General features: G+C 43.9%; 16 protein-coding genes and 1 other annotated feature. All 16 genes read right to left on the minus strand.

All coding sequences use genetic code 11. The features are described from left to right. Nucleotides 1-7: 7 nt before the first annotated feature. Entirely contained in the window at nt 8-319 is a 312-nt protein-coding gene (yhbY, locus tag KE627_RS00330) for a ribosome assembly RNA-binding protein YhbY (RefSeq protein ID WP_013728009.1), read from the minus strand. 14 nt (nt 320-333) lie between these two features. Beyond that, entirely contained in the window at nt 334-1,470 is a 1,137-nt protein-coding gene (yqeH, locus tag KE627_RS00335; RefSeq protein WP_056938764.1) for a ribosome biogenesis GTPase YqeH, read from the minus strand. Nucleotides 1,471-1,478: 8 nt separating this feature from the next. Next, on the minus strand, nt 1,479-1,994 hold the full coding sequence (locus KE627_RS00340; protein WP_056938763.1) for a YqeG family HAD IIIA-type phosphatase: 516 nt from the start codon (nt 1,992-1,994) through the stop codon (nt 1,479-1,481). 82 nt (nt 1,995-2,076) lie between these two features. Beyond that, complete coding sequence (gene rplT, locus KE627_RS00345; RefSeq protein WP_013728012.1) at nt 2,077-2,433, minus strand: 50S ribosomal protein L20; 357 nt, start codon at nt 2,431-2,433, stop codon at nt 2,077-2,079. Between the two features lie 51 nt (nt 2,434-2,484). Beyond that, nucleotides 2,485-2,682: a 50S ribosomal protein L35 gene (gene rpmI, locus KE627_RS00350; protein WP_008856901.1), complete on the minus strand. Its 198-nt coding sequence runs from the start codon at nt 2,680-2,682 to the stop codon at nt 2,485-2,487. A 33-nt stretch (nt 2,683-2,715) separates the two neighbouring features. Further along, a complete protein-coding gene (infC, locus tag KE627_RS00355) occupies nt 2,716-3,225 on the minus strand; it encodes a translation initiation factor IF-3 (protein WP_014940041.1) in 510 nt (169 codons plus the stop codon). A 38-nt stretch (nt 3,226-3,263) separates the two neighbouring features. After that, nucleotides 3,264-3,401 (minus strand) — a sequence feature (ribosomal protein L20 leader region). 84 nt (nt 3,402-3,485) lie between these two features. Continuing rightward, nucleotides 3,486-5,432 carry a threonine--tRNA ligase gene (gene thrS / locus KE627_RS00360; RefSeq protein ID WP_013728014.1) on the minus strand — a complete coding sequence of 649 codons (1,947 nt, stop codon included), beginning with the start codon at nt 5,430-5,432 and terminating at the stop codon, nt 3,486-3,488. 333 nt (nt 5,433-5,765) lie between these two features. Further along, nucleotides 5,766-6,725 carry a primosomal protein DnaI gene (gene dnaI, locus KE627_RS00365; protein WP_013728015.1) on the minus strand — a complete coding sequence of 320 codons (960 nt, stop codon included), beginning with the start codon at nt 6,723-6,725 and terminating at the stop codon, nt 5,766-5,768. Nucleotides 6,726-6,731: 6 nt separating this feature from the next. Then, nucleotides 6,732-8,117: a replication initiation and membrane attachment family protein gene (locus KE627_RS00370; protein ID WP_013728016.1), complete on the minus strand. Its 1,386-nt coding sequence runs from the start codon at nt 8,115-8,117 to the stop codon at nt 6,732-6,734. Continuing rightward, nucleotides 8,117-8,605 carry a transcriptional regulator NrdR gene (gene nrdR / locus KE627_RS00375; RefSeq protein WP_013728017.1) on the minus strand — a complete coding sequence of 163 codons (489 nt, stop codon included), beginning with the start codon at nt 8,603-8,605 and terminating at the stop codon, nt 8,117-8,119. Before nrdR ends, KE627_RS00370 begins: the two co-directional genes overlap by 1 nt. Before the next feature lie 14 nt (nt 8,606-8,619). After that, the gene (gene coaE / locus KE627_RS00380) at nt 8,620-9,210 is read right to left on the minus strand and encodes a dephospho-CoA kinase (protein WP_013728018.1); all 591 of its coding nucleotides are present in this window, start codon (nt 9,208-9,210) and stop codon (nt 8,620-8,622) included. Beyond that, nucleotides 9,203-10,045: a DNA-formamidopyrimidine glycosylase gene (mutM, locus tag KE627_RS00385; protein WP_056938762.1), complete on the minus strand. Its 843-nt coding sequence runs from the start codon at nt 10,043-10,045 to the stop codon at nt 9,203-9,205. The genes coaE and mutM overlap by 8 nt, the downstream gene beginning before the upstream one ends. Nucleotides 10,046-10,068: 23 nt before the next feature. Further along, on the minus strand, nt 10,069-12,723 hold the full coding sequence (polA, locus tag KE627_RS00390; RefSeq protein WP_013728020.1) for a DNA polymerase I: 2,655 nt from the start codon (nt 12,721-12,723) through the stop codon (nt 10,069-10,071). A 101-nt stretch (nt 12,724-12,824) separates the two neighbouring features. Beyond that, complete coding sequence (locus KE627_RS00395) at nt 12,825-13,547, minus strand: Bax inhibitor-1/YccA family protein (protein ID WP_013728021.1); 723 nt, start codon at nt 13,545-13,547, stop codon at nt 12,825-12,827. A gap of 143 nt (nt 13,548-13,690) precedes the next feature. Then, nucleotides 13,691-15,022, minus strand: coding sequence for a UDP-N-acetylmuramate--L-alanine ligase (murC, locus tag KE627_RS00400; RefSeq protein WP_013728022.1), 1,332 nt, complete (start codon nt 15,020-15,022; stop codon nt 13,691-13,693). A 24-nt stretch (nt 15,023-15,046) separates the two neighbouring features. Next, nucleotides 15,047-17,227 (minus strand): DNA translocase FtsK, encoded by a 2,181-nt coding sequence (locus KE627_RS00405; protein WP_056938761.1) that lies wholly within the window; start codon nt 17,225-17,227, stop codon nt 15,047-15,049. Between the last annotated feature and the right edge of the window lie 18 nt (nt 17,228-17,245).

Genomic DNA, 17,245 nt, shown 5'->3' on the forward strand with positions numbered 1-17,245 from the left:
ATTACCTCTAAATCGCCAAAACTTCGTTGGATAATTTTTGCTTATTTGGATCTTTTGACGGCTTGAAGAGAACCAAAGTCTTCCCAATCGTCTGAACCACCGTCACATCACTTTTGGTTTCAATATAGTCCTTGATGTCATCGACGGTTGCTGTTGAGTTTTGTAAAACATTGATTTTAATCAGTTCACGCGTATCAAGTGCCTTTTGAATCTCTTCAAGCCAAACTGGTGAAAGACCGTTTTTACCAACTTCAAAGATTGGCCGCATGCGATTGGCATTGGCTCTTAAAAATCGTTTTTGTTTTCCTGTTAATTTCATAAGTCCCTCTTTATTTAAATCATTGCTGGGCGCATCAAAACGGATACGCCTTTAGGAGCCCATCCAGTGACGGAAACGCCCTCTGGAACAGTTACCCAACCCAAGCCCTCAATCACTAAATCACTTTTTTCGGTGGACTTAAATTCATGAGGTTCCAATGCTGGAAAATCAGCCTTTTGATCTTCGGTTGGCGGTGTTAGAAATGAACCCACATGAGTAGCGTAAAACTCATCGGCATTTTCTAATTTCGTTCGATGAATGAATAAATTATTCTCAGCATAGACTGTGAATCCATGACGCTTCTCACCAGAGTTGTAATCAAAACGGGCAACGCCGGCAAAGAAGAGTGTTTGACCCGGATTTAACTGGTAACCTTTCGGCTTGATTGTTTTTTGTGGCGTCACCAAATTCAATTCTTTACCGGACAGATGGTGGGCCATTTGCTCAGGCTGGATGATCCCTGGGGTATCCACTAAGTTATGACCGTCATTGAGCGGAATGTCAATCCGATCCAATGTCGTCCCTGGGAATCGAGAAGTTGTGATTAACTCCTTGATGCCAGTTGACTGGCGGACAATTGAGTTGATCAGAGTTGATTTACCAACATTAGTAACCCCAACGACATAAACATCTTTTCCCTGACGGTACTTTTCAATTTGATCCAACAAACGATCAATATCAAAATTCGTCTTAGCAGAAATCAGCTCAACATCAATTGGCCGAATACCGGCCGCGTTAGCCTGTTGTCGCAACCAATCCTTCACCTTGTTATGCTTCAAGGCTTTGGGCAAAATATCGAGTTTATTACCAACCAACAGGACCGGATTGTTGCCGACAAATCGATGGAGACCGGGAATGAGGCTTCCGTTCACATCAAAAATATCAACCACGTACACGATCAAAGAGTCAGTATCAGAAATACTGGTTAACAGCTTTAAGAAGTCATCATCCGATAAACTGACGGGAGCAATTTCATTATAGTGGCGAAGTCTAAAACAACGCTGACAATAGACCTCCCCATTTTCAAGCCCCTTCTTCAAAGCAGATTCAGGGGTGTATCCGAGTGCGTTCTTGTCAGTCGTCTGGACAGCTGCCCCACAACCCACACAATGAACGACTTCACCGTCAACAACAACTTCATTATTTGCCATAATTCCTCCTATTTCCAATGTAAATCAGGATATTTTTTCGATAATTTATTCCAGACAATCTTTTCAAAGTAACGATTGATCGTGGTATTCCAAGCATCGTCACGCACCAGTGGCTTCACCAAAATGCTGCGAACACCGCATCTGTTGGCAGCCACCACATCAGTCATCAATTGGTCGCCAATCATAACAGTGTTGCGCTTTTGTAAATTAAATTCCTTGAGAGCGTGCCGGATACCGATAGTGAGCGGCTTCATTGCCCTGGGAACAAACGGCAGCTCGTAATCTTGAACCGCGCGTTGAATTCGCTTGTGACTGTTATTGGACACAACAATCACCTTAATGCCAAATTTCTTATTTTCTGACAACCAGTTGCGTAACGCTTGAGAACCCTTCTTGGAGTTCCAAGGTACCAAGGTATTGTCTAAATCGGTTAGAACACAGTTGATATTATGATCCCGCAGGAATTGGGGAGAAATCGTGTAAATATCCCCAATCATCCATGTTGGTTTAAATCGAGACAACATATGTCGCTCCTTAAATTATAGTAAATTTATTTAAAAAAACTTCCACCAAACTATCGGTGAAAGTCATTTTAGCACATCAAAATTACTTAAGTGCTTTTTTAGCTTCGTCAGTTAAAGCTTTGAAAGCTTCAGTATCACTAACTGCTAAATCAGCAAGCATTTTACGGTTCATGTCGATGTTGGCAAGCTTCAGACCGTGCATAAATTGGCTGTAGCTGAGGTCATTAAGACGAGCAGCAGCGTTAATCCGTGCAATCCAAAGTTTACGGAAGTTACCTTTGTTGTTACGACGGTCACGGAATGCATATACCTGTGACTTCATAACTTGGTCTTTGGCAGTCTTGAATAAACGAGACTTTCCACCGCGATAACCCTTAGCTAATTTTAAAACACGCTTACGACGTGCATGTGTGACTGTTCCACCTTTTACTCGTGGCATTTTGAATTCCTCCTATATTTTGAAAAGTAATAATTGAATGTATAGTTGATTTTATAGATGTGGCAATAACTTCTTATAAGTTTTGATATTAGTCTTGTCCATCATACTAGTACCACGAAGTTGGCGGCGTTGCTTCTTTGTCTTACCGTGGAAACGGTGACTGGTATAAGCATTGGCACTCTTAAATCCACCGTTGGCAGTTCTCTTAAAACGTTTTGCTGCAGCACGGTTTGTTTTTTGTTTAGGCATTGGTAAAAATCCTCCTCAAGTATTTAACAACTATTATTTTTGATCTTGGTCTTTTGGTGAAAGCATTAAGAACATGCTTCTTCCGTCCATCTTAGGTCGTTGGGTAACGGTGGCAACATCCGCCGTTTCAGCAGCCATTCGGTCAAGAACTTTCCGGCCGATATCCTTATGCGTAATGGCACGGCCCTTAAATCGAATTGAGACCCGAACCTTTTCGCCCTTTGCCAAAAACTTCTTAGCATTCTTCAATTTGGTGTTAAAATCGTTCACATCAATTGTTGGGCTTAATCGAACTTCCTTGACACTGATGACTTTTTGTTTCTTACGGGATTCACGTTCCTTCTTCTGCAACTCGAAACGATACTTCCCATAATCAAGAATCTTTGCAACCGGTGGCTTGGCTTTCGGTGCAACCAGGACAAGATCCAAGTCGGCATCTTCAGCTAACTGAAGAGCTTCTGACTTAGTCTTAACACCAAGTTGATCACCATTAGCACCAATCAAACGAACCTCACGAGCACGGATTCCATCATTAACCATCATATCTTTTGCTATGGTACTTCACCTCCGAATAATTTGAAAAAGCAGAAAGAGAGCGGGCACACATTTGCGCCCGCTCTCAATTAAAGAACTTGGCTGACCAAGCTCTTACTCGATATCATGCCCAGCAAATTCAGAAATTTACTCAGGCGAGAAGCGGGTAGCTCCTGCTTTCATTTGAACAACTATTACAGAATATCATCTAATCACTTATGTGTCAACTATGAACCGTTAAGCACATTAATAAGTGACTCAGTAATTCGTTAATCTTCTTCGCGTGAATATGAAGCAATGTCTTTAGATACTTCATCAATGAAGTCCGGAACTGACTCTGATTGGGTATCCTGCTCACCATACTTACGAACTGAAACGCTGTTGCCACTCACTTCTTCATCACCGACAACTAACGTATATGGAATCTTGTGAGTCTGTGCATCGCGGATCAGGTAACCCATCTTTTCGGCACGAGTATCAACTGACGAACGAATCTTCAATGCCCGAAGTTGGTCGTTAATCTTCTTAGCGTAATCCAGGTGCTTGTCTTGGCTGACAGGAATAATCTTAACTTGATGTGGTGCTAACCAGGTTGGGAAGGCACCCTTGTAGATTTCAGTCAGGTAAGCAACAAATCGTTCCATGGTAGAAACCAGGCCACGGTGAATCATGACTGGGCGATGTTGTTTGCCATCTTCGCCGATGTAGTGAAGATCGAAGCGTTCAGGAAGCATAAAGTCTAATTGAATCGTTGACAAAGTTTCTTCATTTCCCAGAGCGGTCTTGGTCTGAACATCCAGCTTTGGACCATAGAAGGCAGCTTCACCTTCGGCTTCAACATAATCCAAGCCCATTTCATCCATGGCACCTTTCAACATGGTCTGAGCACGGGTCCACATTTCATCGTCATCGAAGTACTTTTCGGTGTTCTTCGGGTCACGGTAGCTCAAACGGAAGGTGTAATCGTTAATATCAAAATCGTGATAAACCTCAACCATCAAGTTCAAGATATTCTTGAATTCTTCTTGAATCTGGTCCAAGGCGACAAATGTATGACCATCATTCAAAGTCATTTCACGAACTCGTTGAAGTCCGGACAAAGCACCTGATTTTTCGTAACGGTGCATCATTCCGAGTTCAGCGATCCGAAGTGGCAGTTCACGATATGAACGGATATGGTGGTTATAAATTTGAATATGACTTGGGCAGTTCATTGGCCGCAGTTCAAGCTCTTCACCGTCTCCCATGTCCATTGGCGGGAACATGTCCTCACGGTAGTGATCCCAGTGTCCTGATTGTTTATACAGATCAAGGTTGGCTAAAACCGGTGTGTAAACGTGTTGGTATCCGTTGGCAACTTCCTTGTCAACAATGTAGCGTTCAATGGTTCTTCTGATCGTTGCACCGTTTGGCATCCAGTAAGGCAAGCCGGCACCGACTTTTGGATCAACAAAGAACAGATCCAGTTCGTTCCCGATGACTCGGTGATCACGTTCATGGGCTTCCTTGCGCTTCTCAAGGTCGGCATCCAAATCTTTTTGCTTGTTAAAAGCAGTTGCATAAATCCGTTGAAGCATTGGGTTGGATGACTTGCCCTGCCAGTAAGCTCCGGCAACTGAGAGCAGCTTGAAGATCTTAACTTTGCCGGTTGATGGTAAAACAGCTCCTTCGGCGATTGACTGGAAGTCACCGATTTGGAAGAATTTAACTTGGCCGTTAACTTCGTTTGCTTTGACCAATTCTTTTTGATAAGGATCGTCGCCGGCAACCTTTGCAGCGTCATCAGCGCTTAAGAAGACCACCTTGATTGGCAGATCCTGTTTGATAATCTTATGCATTGAATCTTCAAGTGCACTCAATTGATCAACACTGATTTGAGTGTCAGGTTTATCGGTATCAACGAAGAAGCCGTCTTCATCGGCATCGCTTTCACCAAAGTGGATATTATCAAAATCATTGGCAATTGCCATTTTCAAAATCTGGGCGGCAGTTGCGCGTAATACACTGAGGCCTTCGTCACTATCTGACGTAACAATTTCAATCTTGCCGCCCTTATGTAGGGGCTCGTCATTGTTGACCCATTTTCCGTCAACCTTGGCGGCAACGGCTTTTTTACCTAAACTGACGGCAATTGATTTGGCAATGGCTTCTGAGGTAACGCCGTCATCAAATTGTTTAACACTACCATCTGGAAATTCAAATGAAAGTTGTGACATATTTCTTACTCCCTTTATATTTTTATTGGAGCCACAAAAAAAGCCCCTGACATACTTATACAAGTACATCAGGGACGCAATTAGCGCGGTTCCACCCAAATTGGATTTTTGGATACAATTATCCAAAAAGCTCTCAAGTGGCTGCTAACGGTACCAACCGGGAAAGCATTATCCGCAATCCATTCTCAAAGAGTGGTAACAAACAATTTCTCAACAAACGGTCTTCCAGGCTGGAACCATTCTCCCTGTGATGAGTCATCACTGTCATGTCTCTTTGATTCATTGACATTTAGTATAGAGTTGCCGTTCAAAAATGTCAATTCAATTTGTAAATTAAACTGGTCGCCGATTTTTACCAGTCATCTCGACCTCACGAGACAAGAATCGAATTCGCTGCATGAGTCGTTTGGCTTTCAATGGTTCATCGTCGCCTTTTTGATTGATACGCAAATGTTCCTGTTCGAGTTGGGCCATTGAAAAATTAGACGTAAAAAACGTCGGTAGCTGCTGTTGCATCCGGTATTCCAAAATAACGCCCAATACTTCATCACGAACCCACGAGGACATTGAGTCAGCCCCAATATCATCAATCATCAGCACCGGCGACTTTTTGATCACATCAATTTTTTCGGTGACCGAGTTATCGGTGATCGCCGATTTCATTTCGACAGCAAAACTTGGAAAATGGACCATAGTGGTTTGAATCCCGTTATCGGCAAGTTCGTTGGCAATTGCACCTGTCAGGTATGTTTTACCGACACCAAACGGCCCATATATGTACAGACCCGGATGGAAAGTCTTTTTGTCGGCCTTCATTTGAGCAATAAAATCCAATGCCATTGAAAGGGCCGTATAACGATTGGGGTCTGGATTATCGGGATCAGCCCCGTCGAATTCGGCGATCCGGGCATCCTTGATATCTTTAGGCATTGAAACCGTCTTGATTCGACGCGCCAAGGACTGACTGCGCTGCTTTTCGATGACCTCTGGAGAGGCCGAATACGCAATATCAATCAAGTGATCGTTAATGACCAATTGGGGCAAATACCCAGGCGCAAATGATTGTTTCTTGGCCTTAATCTGATTTTTGACATTCACATACTCATACAGTTTGGCAGCAGAACGGTCAACCGCATCAGGAGCCAGTTCACCTTGATGATCCTGAAGAAATTTGGCGATCTCAGGGTCATTTTTGATCTGTTCGATAATTTTTTGGAAACCTGATGCGACATTGCCACCCTTAAATTGACGGTCTTCCATTAGTTTCTTGACGAAATCACTTACTTTTTCCATTCAATCTCACCTACTCCCCGGCTTTTTTAACTTATCAAGCTGTGCTTTAAGCTGCTTCTTTTGGGCATCAGTCAACTGTGAGGTTGGCTGGCTGGCAGAGGAAGGTTGATCATCCTTCGCCCAATCCGGCAGGGTCTCTTTGACATTAACCCGTCGCTGTTTGTACTTGGCAGCCCGCTTATCAGCTTTTTTCTGTTTGTCGATTGTTCGATTCTTAATGGCATCGATTGCATGCTCGGCATCAAAAATCCCGTGTTGTGACCAATCATCGGCAATCGTTGACATCAGGTTTTTATTGAGAGTCGAACGATTTTCATCAACTAATAAATAGTAAATCAAAATATTGATGACTTCATTCGGCAACACGCGCAGGTTGACAAGCTCGCGCAAGGTTCGCTGCTCACCGCTGGTCACAATACCGTGCTTTTGTTTCTTGATTTGTTCCAAAAACACGACAGGAGCCGTCTTTTTACTAATTGAAATCAGTTGAGTGGTTGCCGTGTCGAATTTTGCAGAAGAAGGCGTGATCTCGGCAGTAGGTGCTGCCTTCTCCACGTTCTCTGCTTGATGCCGGCTGAAATTGTCAGTAATAATTGCCTTCAACTGTGATTGATTCAATTCATTGGTGCTGAGATTAGTTGCCTTTTGAATGAGTTTAGCCATTTGGATCTCATCAATTCCATAGAGCAAATTCTCTGACAAAATCAAATCACGAGCGGCTTTAACAGAGTTAAGATCGACGTATGAATTTTCCAACATGCTTAATAGGAGTTTGAAGTTAAACTGGTGACTATCCGGTTCGAAACTGTTCTCACTGACATTTGCAGCTGATCGAACAATGGTCTGCTTGGCGTCGTTGACTGCGCCCGGAATGTTTTTAATCAGGTTCTGGGGCACAGCAAATAAATCCAGCAGTGAAGCCGAAATATTGGTCGTCTCCCCGAGATCCGGAAGTGGCAGCACTAGTCGGTCGACAATCTGCTTGTAGGTTGTTTCGCCCACTTTGCTCAATAAAATAATCGACAAAATATCGGTTCGTAAAAACTGTTCAGCAGTTAGCGGCAGATTCAACGAGTAGATCAAGACATCCGGTTTGTTTTGGGAAACCAAAGTATTGATCAGTTTAACGCCTTCCAATTGCTTTCGAATCGCCACCAGCTGGTCAATTTTGCAATTTAACATGCTCTGAATTTCGTAATGCTTATGCAAAACCAACTGATTATGATCATTTAAGCTCATCGACCACAACAAATTGTATAATCCCAATGCTTTTTCACCAATGATTGGTAGATACAAATTGGTTAGAACACTGTGATCAAGGCTCCGATTAATATGGGCATTGGTCGTGAGATATTTTGTATCGGGTGTTAATTTATCGAACGACTCTGCCATTATTTGTCCCCCGAGTGATCCTGACCCTTTTTCTTATCCTTTTCCATAATTTCCTTAAGCTCTTTATAAAAGACCGACATATCCTTGAATTGACGGTAAACACTGGCAAACCGGATATAGGCAATTTCATCCAAATTGGCCAAATCTTCCATGACGTATTCACCAATTTGTTGGCTGGAAACTTCATTCTCGCCTAGTGACCGCAATTTATTTTCAACCCGATCCACCAAATTGGTAATGGCATCCATCGAAACCGGCCGTTTTTCAGCGGACCTGACGATCCCCTTTAACAGTTTTTCACGGTTAAATTCTTCGCGGTTACCATTTTTCTTCACCACTAATAACGGTGTTACTTCGACCCGCTCAAATGTGGTAAATCGAAAACCGCAGTGTTCACATTCTCTTCTTCGTCTGATCACCCGACCGTCATCAGTTGGCCGGCTGTCGACAACCTTGGAACCATTGTATCCGCAATGAGGACATTGCATGGTGTTCACCTCGTCTATTTCGTTTCCTTCGCCAACCATCTGTCGACTTGTGTCAGCGTTGTTGTCATTGTTCCTGAGTTATAAATAATTGTATCAGCCAAATCGCATTTTGTCTGCAATGGCCATTGATTTCCGATTCTTTTAATTGCACTTACAATACTCAGTTTATTGCGTTTTATCAATCTCTGCAACTGAGTGACCGGATCACAGTAAACCACCACCACCTCGTCGACTAAGTGGACATAGCCATTTTCAAATAAAGTTGGTGCGTCCAAGACGGTCATTTCAGTATCCCGATAACGTTTCAACTGAGAAAGAATCTCTTCGCGAATGAATGGGTCAATGATTCGAACCAGTTGTTTGAGATCAGCTGGATTGTTAAACACAATCCGGCCGAGTGCCTGGCGGTCAAGTGCGCCGTCAGCCAGCAAAATCCGCTGTCCAAATGCGTCCACCAGTGCTTGGAGCCCAGGAGTCCCGGTTTGTTCAACTTGATGGGTCACGATGTCAGCGTCAATCACAGGAATCCCCTGCTGATGAAGGTAATCGCTGACCACTGATTTTCCGGTGGCAATCCCGCCGGTTAAGCCAATTAATTTAGTCATTTTTTACACCACGTAAAGGTTGGCATTTTGGGCAAAAGTGGGTGCCCCGCTGAGCCAACTTGATTTTAACAATCTTTGTGCCGCATCTCGAGCAGGGTTCGCCTTCACGGCCGTAAACATTCAATTGATTTTGAAAACTGCCGGCTTCCCCATATGCAGTTGAATATGAGTGGACGGTCGTTCCATGACCGGCAATCGCCTTGGCTAATTCGACGATAATATTTTTTCGCAACTCTTTAATTTGTCTCAACGTCAACGTGTTGGCAGGCTGTTGAGGATTAATTTTGCTTAGCCATAAGACCTCATCGGCGTAAATATTACCCAACCCGGCAATATTACTCTGGTCTAGTAAAAATGGTTTGATCACTTTGCGGCTCTTACCAAAAATTTTCTGCATGTAATCGACGGTCAAATCATCTTCGGTGGGCTCCGGTCCAATCGTTTTCAGACCGGCAACCTGCATTTCAGTGCCAGTATCAACCAAATTCATTCGGCCAAATTTTCGCGTATCATTGTAACGCAACTGGCGCCCATCGGTCAGATGAAAAATGATATGGGTATGCTTACCGACCGGTGCATCTTCAGGCTCCACATCGTACTTGCCTTCCATTCTCAGATGAGAAACAATCGTCAGATTATCGCTCAGTCGAATCAGAAGGTATTTACCACGTCGATCAATTTTTTCAATCGTTTTGCCACGGAGGGCTTTTTTGAAATCGTTTGGTGGTAAATTAATCATTTTGGCATACAACACATCCACCGATTGGATGGTGCTTCCTTTAACCAATTGGGTCAGGCCGCGTCTAACGGTCTCAACTTCAGGTAATTCAGGCATTGAGATCCCCCATTTGCTTCAACTTATTTTGCATCATACCAGGTCTTACCCCAGTGGCTTTCAACTTTTAATGGCACATTCAAGTGGATCGCTGAATCCATGACGCTTGGAATCAGTTGTTTGACGGTGTCCAATTCCTCGTCAGGAACTTCAAAAATTAATTCATCGTGAACCTGCAGCAGCATGCGGGTTTTCATATCCTTGATTGCATCGGCCATATTAATCATCGCAATTTTGATGATGTCGGCCGCACTGCCTTGGATTGGTGTGTTCATGGCAGTCCGTTCAGCGAATGAACGCAGATTAAAGCTCTTGGAATTAATATCCGGCAAATAACGGCGTCGATGGGCAATCGTCTCAACGTAGCGGTGGTTACGGGCAAATTCAACGATGTCTTCGGTATATTTTTTAACGCCGGGATATTCTTCAAAATAACGTTCAATAAACTGATGCGCCTGTTTTCTGGTAATGCCGGTATTGGACGCTAAACCAAAATCGCTAATCCCATAAACAATCCCAAAGTTAACTGCCTTGGCCTGACGCCGAAGTTCCGGGGTGACTTCTTCATTTGACGGCAGTCCAAAAATTCTCCGTGCCGTGGTGGCATGAATATCCTCGCCATTTTTAAAGGCGTCCTGCATATTTTGGTCGTCGGTAATTGACGCCAACACCCGCAGTTCAATTTGAGAATAATCAGAGGAGAAAATCTGCCAGCCTGGATGTGATGGAATAAAGGCCTGGCGAATAAGTCGGCCTTCCTCGGAGCGAACCGGAATATTCTGCAGATTGGGATCGACTGAAGACAATCGACCAGTCTGGGTTAACGTCTGCAGATATCTGGTGTGAACTTTGGAATCATCTGGATGAATGACCTTTAATAGCCCATCAACATATGTCGACTGTAGTTTGGAAATCTGACGGTAGTCCAACACATTTTGAACAATTGGTGCATCCGGAGCCAGTTTCTCCAAAACATCAACCGAGGTCGAATAGCCGGTTTTGGTCTTCTTTAGAATCGGCAGGCGGAGCTTTTCAAACAGAATCTTTCCCAGTTGTTTGGGAGAACCAATGTTAAATTCTTCACCAGCTTCTTGGAAAATGGTCTGTTCAATTTCAGCGAGCCGCTCTTTAAACTTACTGCCCATGCCCTCCAAAGTGGCTGCATCAACTTTGATGCCATTGATTTCCATGTGGGCAAGGACAAAGGCAATCTTGATTTCGATATCCCAGTACAGTTTGGATTGATTATGGGCATCCAGATCCTTAAACATCCCGTCGTGAAGAGCATCAATCGCTTTGACCTTATGAACCAAATGGGCCAAAAAGGCAGGTGATTGCGGGTCAATGTGTCGCTTGGCACCCTTTCCATAGACTTCTTCATCGGTTTTAACATTATAGAATCCGTGTAAATGGGCAACGGTGCCGACGTCGTTGCTATTATTAGTTGTATTAAGCAAATATGATACCAGCAGCATATCGAAGTCCACGTTGGCAAGCTCAATCCCTTGTCGATAAAGACCGACATAGGTTCGTTTGGCATCAAAAAGGTTCTTTTTGATGGTCTTGCTGGTCAGGAGGTCACTGACATGCTGATTGTGAAGCAATTCAGGATCGTTGGTCACATACCATTTGTTACCCTGTCCAATCGCAAAGCCAACCAATGGCGATGTGTGGTAGTTTTCTTCTGACATTTCCAGGTGAAAAGTCACTTCATCTGTGAACTGATCCAGCTCAGCCGCATTCTTGGCGGACAAGACAGTGTATTGAATATCTGCTTGATCGTCGGCATGATCCTGATCATCAACAGATAACTTGGCCAGAAACGATTTGAAGCCCATTCTCTCGTAAAAATCGGTCAGTTTATCGATATTGTCTCCCTGATACTTCAACTGATCCAAAGAGACTGTTACCGGCGCGTCGCGGTTGATTGTTGCCAACGTGTGGGCGCGCTCGGCCTGGGCTTGGTCATGAATCAAATGTTCCTTTAATTTTTTACCGGAAACCTGGTCGATATTTTGATAGAGATTGTCAATCGTGCCAAATTGTTGAACCAGCTTGACAGCTGTCTTGTCACCGACTTTTTCAACGCCGGGATAGTTGTCGGAGTTGTCGCCTTTCAGACCCTTAATTTCAATAATCTGGCTCGGTTTAACACCCAGCTTTTCTTCGACGTGTTTGGGGGTATATGTTTCCAGTTCGGTGACACCCTTTTTAGAAACCTGAACCGTGGTCTTATCTGAAGTTAACTGGGTCAAATCTCGATCGCCGGTGACAATCACAACTTGGTAGTCACCAGCTTCTTCAGCCTTTTTGGCGAGCGTTCCAATAATATCATCGGCCTCATAATCCGGTAATTCATAGGTGGAAATGCCGCGGGCGTTGATCAATTCTTTTAAGAAGGGAAATTGCTCGGAAAGTTCAGTTGGTGTCTTAGCTCGACCGCCTTTATAATCAGCGTACATTTTCGTTCGAAAAGTGGTTTTGCCGGCATCAAATGCGACCAGCACATCGGTGGGCTTCTCGTCTGCTAATACTTTGTCCAACATCCGGTTAAAGCCATAAATGGCGCTGGTATGTAGGCCAGATGGATTGGTAAATTTGTCCATGGCCGTGTATAAAGCATAAAACGCTTTGAAGGCAATACTATTACCATCAATTAATAATAATTTTTTAGTCATTAACTTCTCCTCTGGTGAAAACTGTTACTTTAATTTTACCACGACAGATAACAAAAAACGATCAACCAAATCAATGGCCAATCGTTGTGACGAAGTGTGAATTAACGGTCGTTGTTGCCGAAAATCGAGAGTAATTGGAGAAACAGGTTCACAAAGTCCAAGTACAATTGTAAAGCACCAAAGACTGCCAAACCGGTCATGGAAACATCACCATTACCAGAATATTGGTTATACATCTGCTTCATCTTTTGGGTGTCATAGGCGGTTAAGACCGTGAAGATTAACACTGCGATGATCGAGAAAACAAATGAAATCACTGAACTGCGCAGGAAGATGTTAATAATCATGGCAATGATTAACGCAATTAAAGCAGCAGTTGCTTGGGCACCCCAACGATCAAGGTTCTTGTGGGTGACTAATCCAACGGTTGTCATTGTGATGAAAATTGCCGAAGCGGAAACAAAAGCTGCCGCAATTGAGGCACCTGTATACGCCCACGCAATCGTGGCGAAAACAAAACCACTTAGAATTGAATACAACATCAGTACTGTAAACGCGAGGGTCGGCCGTTTCAACGCTTGAAGTGAGATGACAAATGGCAAAACAAACCACAAAATCATTGATCCCCACATCACACCTTGGTGACCTGCAATGTAAGCCGCCATTCCACCAGCAACAGACCCACTAACTAAAAATGCTGTTGCTGCAGAAACTAAAACGGCCAAACTCATCCAGCCATACATTTTAGTTAAAAAAGCATTCAACCCGGCTGCGTTGTTGACGACTCGTCGAGCTTCCTGTTGTTCATTTGGATAATTGTTCATTAAATCCGCTCCCTTTTGTTTGTAAGTTCAAATATTGCCTCAAACAATTTGCAGTATTTATACTTATACTGTTAAGTAATTCTACCAAATAAAAGCCATTAATCAAGTATTTAGGACTCAACTAACAGCTTTTATAAGATATCTTAATTAATTTTTTTGCTTAAATGGCTTAGCAGATCTTCGTAAGATTTTTCATACTTTTGAATGTCGCCAGCACCCATGAAAATAACCACGTCGTTATCGTAGTCCAATAGTGGCGACATATTGTCAACGGACAAAATGCGGCCACCCTTAGTGATCTTCTTAGACAGGTCCTCGCTGGAAACTTTTCCGTGACTTTCTCGCGGCGAACTGTAAATCGAGGTCAGGAAAACTTCATCGGCCAAGTTCAAACTCTTGGCAAAATCATCCATTAAAGCGATCGTTCGGCTGAAAGTATGCGGCTGGAAGACCACGGCAATCTTTTTGCTTGGATATTCCTGACGGGCAGCATCGATGGTTGCCTTAATTTCAGTTGGATGATGGGCATAATCGTCAATGATCGTCATCCCGGCAATCTTACGTTCGGCGAACCGACGCTTAACGCCTTGGAAAGTCTTCAATTCTTTGCGAATTTCATCCAAATCAACATCTTCAAAGTAAGCCACGGCAATCACAGCCAGTGAATTGAAAATGTTATGCTCACCAAACAATGGCACTGAAAAGTTTCCCAGATTTTTACCTTTATAAGTGACATCAAAGCTCGAACCACTGGTCGTCCGCTTAACATCCACCGCTTGGAAATCATCAGTATCCTTGAGGCCATAATAATAGATTGGTACCTTGGCTTTTAGTTGACGGAGACGTTTATCATCACCCCAGGCAAAGATGCCCTTCTTCGTCTGGTTCGCAAACGTTTGAAATGCATCGGCAACATCGTCGATGCTCTTGTAGTAATCCGGATGATCAAAGTCAATGTTAGTCATAATGGCGTAATCCGGTTCGGTTGCCAAAAAGTGACGACGGTATTCATCAGCTTCGTAGACGAAGAACCGGGCATTGGGAACACCTTTCCCAGAACCATCACCGATTAAATAATCGGTTGGTGCAATTCCTGAAAGCACGTGGGCTAACAGGCCAGTCGTACTGGTCTTCCCATGGGCACCAGAAACCCCGATGCTGGTCTTACCCTTGATGATCTTGCCAAGAAACTCGTGATAACGATAAACCGTCAACCCCATGTCTCTGGCTTTCTTAATTTCTGGATGATCATCAGTAAAGGAGTTACCGGCAATCACCGTTAATCCTTCGTGAATGTTGTTTTCATCGAAAGGTAAAATTTTAATACCAGCCTTTTCAAGCCCGCGTTGTGTAAACGTGTACTGGTCAATGTCTGACCCCTGCACTTTCTCACCACGGTCATGCAAGATTAAGGCCATGGCGGCCATCCCGGTTCCTTTAATTCCTACAAAATAATATACCGTATCTGAATTCATTAGACATCCTACCTATCCATTATGTTATTTTTGATGATTCTGCTGTGATTCCCGAGCGGATTCATCTGCCGCCGGCTTGTAATACACTGTCCGCGGCTTGGACCCCTGCTGCTCTGAAACCAAGTTCTTTTCCTGCAAATGATCAATAATGTTTGCAGCTCTATTATACCCGATTGAAAATACCCGTTGAAGCTTTGAAGTGGAAATTGTCTCTTCATTGCCAATATATTTTAAAACCTGGGGCATCAACCGATCCTCAGAACTGGTTTCAGTACTGGCTCGTTTCAAGCTATCAGGAGTAAATAAGTATTTAGGTTCTCCCTGTTGGCGGACATAATCAACAATTCCGTCAAGCTCCTGATTGGTGACAAAAGCACCTTGGAGTCGGACCGGCTGATTTGCACCACTCCCTAGATATAGCATATCTCCGCGGCCAAGTAAACGTTCTGCTCCGGCGGAATCCAAAATCGTTCTGGAATCGACTTGGCTGGATACCATGAAAGCAATCCGAGTCGGAATGTTATTCTTGATGGTCCCGGTCACAATATCAACACTTGGACGCTGCGTAGCAACAATCAAATGGATGCCGGCTGCGCGGGCTTTTTGAGTGATGCGGACAATGTAATCTTCAACTTCACTGGAAGCGACCATCATCAGGTCAGCCAATTCATCAATGATCACCAGAATATAAGGCATTTTCAGCCCATACTCGTGAGCCTCACTTGCCTGTCGATTGAACTGTTCAATATTTTTAGCACCAGCAGCTGCGAGCTTTTCATAACGCCGGTCCATTTCCTCAGTGACCCATTTAAGGGAAGCTGCGGCCGTCTTAGGATCGGAAATAACAGGTGATAACAAGTGAGGAATCCCGTCATAAGGTGCCAGTTCAACTTCCTTTGGATCGATTAACAGTAATCGTAAATCCGCCGGGGTCGCTTTGTACAGCAAAGAAACCAACAAACTGTTGATGAAAACACTTTTGCCGGATCCAGTTGCCCCAGCAATCAAACCATGAGGCATCTTTTTAATGTCTGTCGTTCTGGGAACTCCCGACAAATCAACACCCAAGGCAGTGGTGAGTGGCGATTGACTGTCTTGAAAATGCTTGGTTGAAATCACTTCTGAAAGGACCACCGGCCTCGGATTGGGATTAGGGATCTCAATTCCGACTGTCGTTTTACCAGGAATTGGCGCTTCAATTCGAATATCCTTGGCTGCCAACGCCAGCTTTAAGTCATCGGTTAAGTTGGTAATCCGGCTGACTTTGACGCCCAGTGCCAATTTGACTTGAAATTGCGTGACCGTTGGGCCATTTGTCCAGTCAACCACTTGCGCATTGACCTTGAAGGCTGAGAAAGTTTGATTCAGGATTTCAGATTGGTGAATAATCCAGTCATCAATTGAATCTGATTCAGCTTGCTGCGGCTTGGCCAACAAAGACAGCGGCGGAAATTGGTAACCTCTGTCTTCAGTCGGCTTCTCTGAGACGTTTGGTTCAGCCGATGAATGTTGAACACCCTTCGTGGGTTGATTAACGTGATTCACTTTTTTAACCTGGGCATTGTGACTCAGTTGTTGAGCGTTAAACAAAGAAAGGTCAGATTCGCTGGCCCTTTGGTTATGCATAATTGAATTGAATGACTGTCCCAACCCATGGTGATTCAAAGCCTTCCGCGGTTGACGATTTAAATGCCGAACCCCTTGGTCTGAGCTGATCTGTGGTTGATCTGTCACTGATGATTTCTCAAAGGATTTCACAGATGAATTTTGAGGTTGACCTTCAGTCGGCTTGACGGGCTTTGTTGATTGAACGGGGTGCTTTAGATGCTGCTCACGAGGCTGATCAATTGTTGGTTGCTTATTGGCAATCACAATGAGATCATCATATGTAATCCTCAGCCGGCGTGTCAATTCATCGTACAGACGGTGACGACGATGCTCTTGGCTGAGAAAATAATTCGTTTGAATTTGCTGTTTCCGTTTATCGGATTTTGACCGCTTTTGCGGCTTGAAATTTTTAATTTCTTTCAAAAAAGCCGGGGTCTCATCCCGACGATCAAACTTGGAATCAGGGACCTTGCTTAACCTTGTAGCTTGGATTTTCGGTGCCACCGGCTGATTATTCTGTTTTGTTTCCCGCTCTTGATGAGGCTTTCGGGTAATGCCCTTCCGCCGAAAAAATGCGGGTCCATCATAATGCTTCATTACTCATCCACCCAAAGT

This window comes from Lentilactobacillus buchneri, assembly GCF_018314255.1.
GTDB classification, from domain to species: Bacteria; Bacillota; Bacilli; order Lactobacillales; family Lactobacillaceae; genus Lentilactobacillus; species Lentilactobacillus buchneri.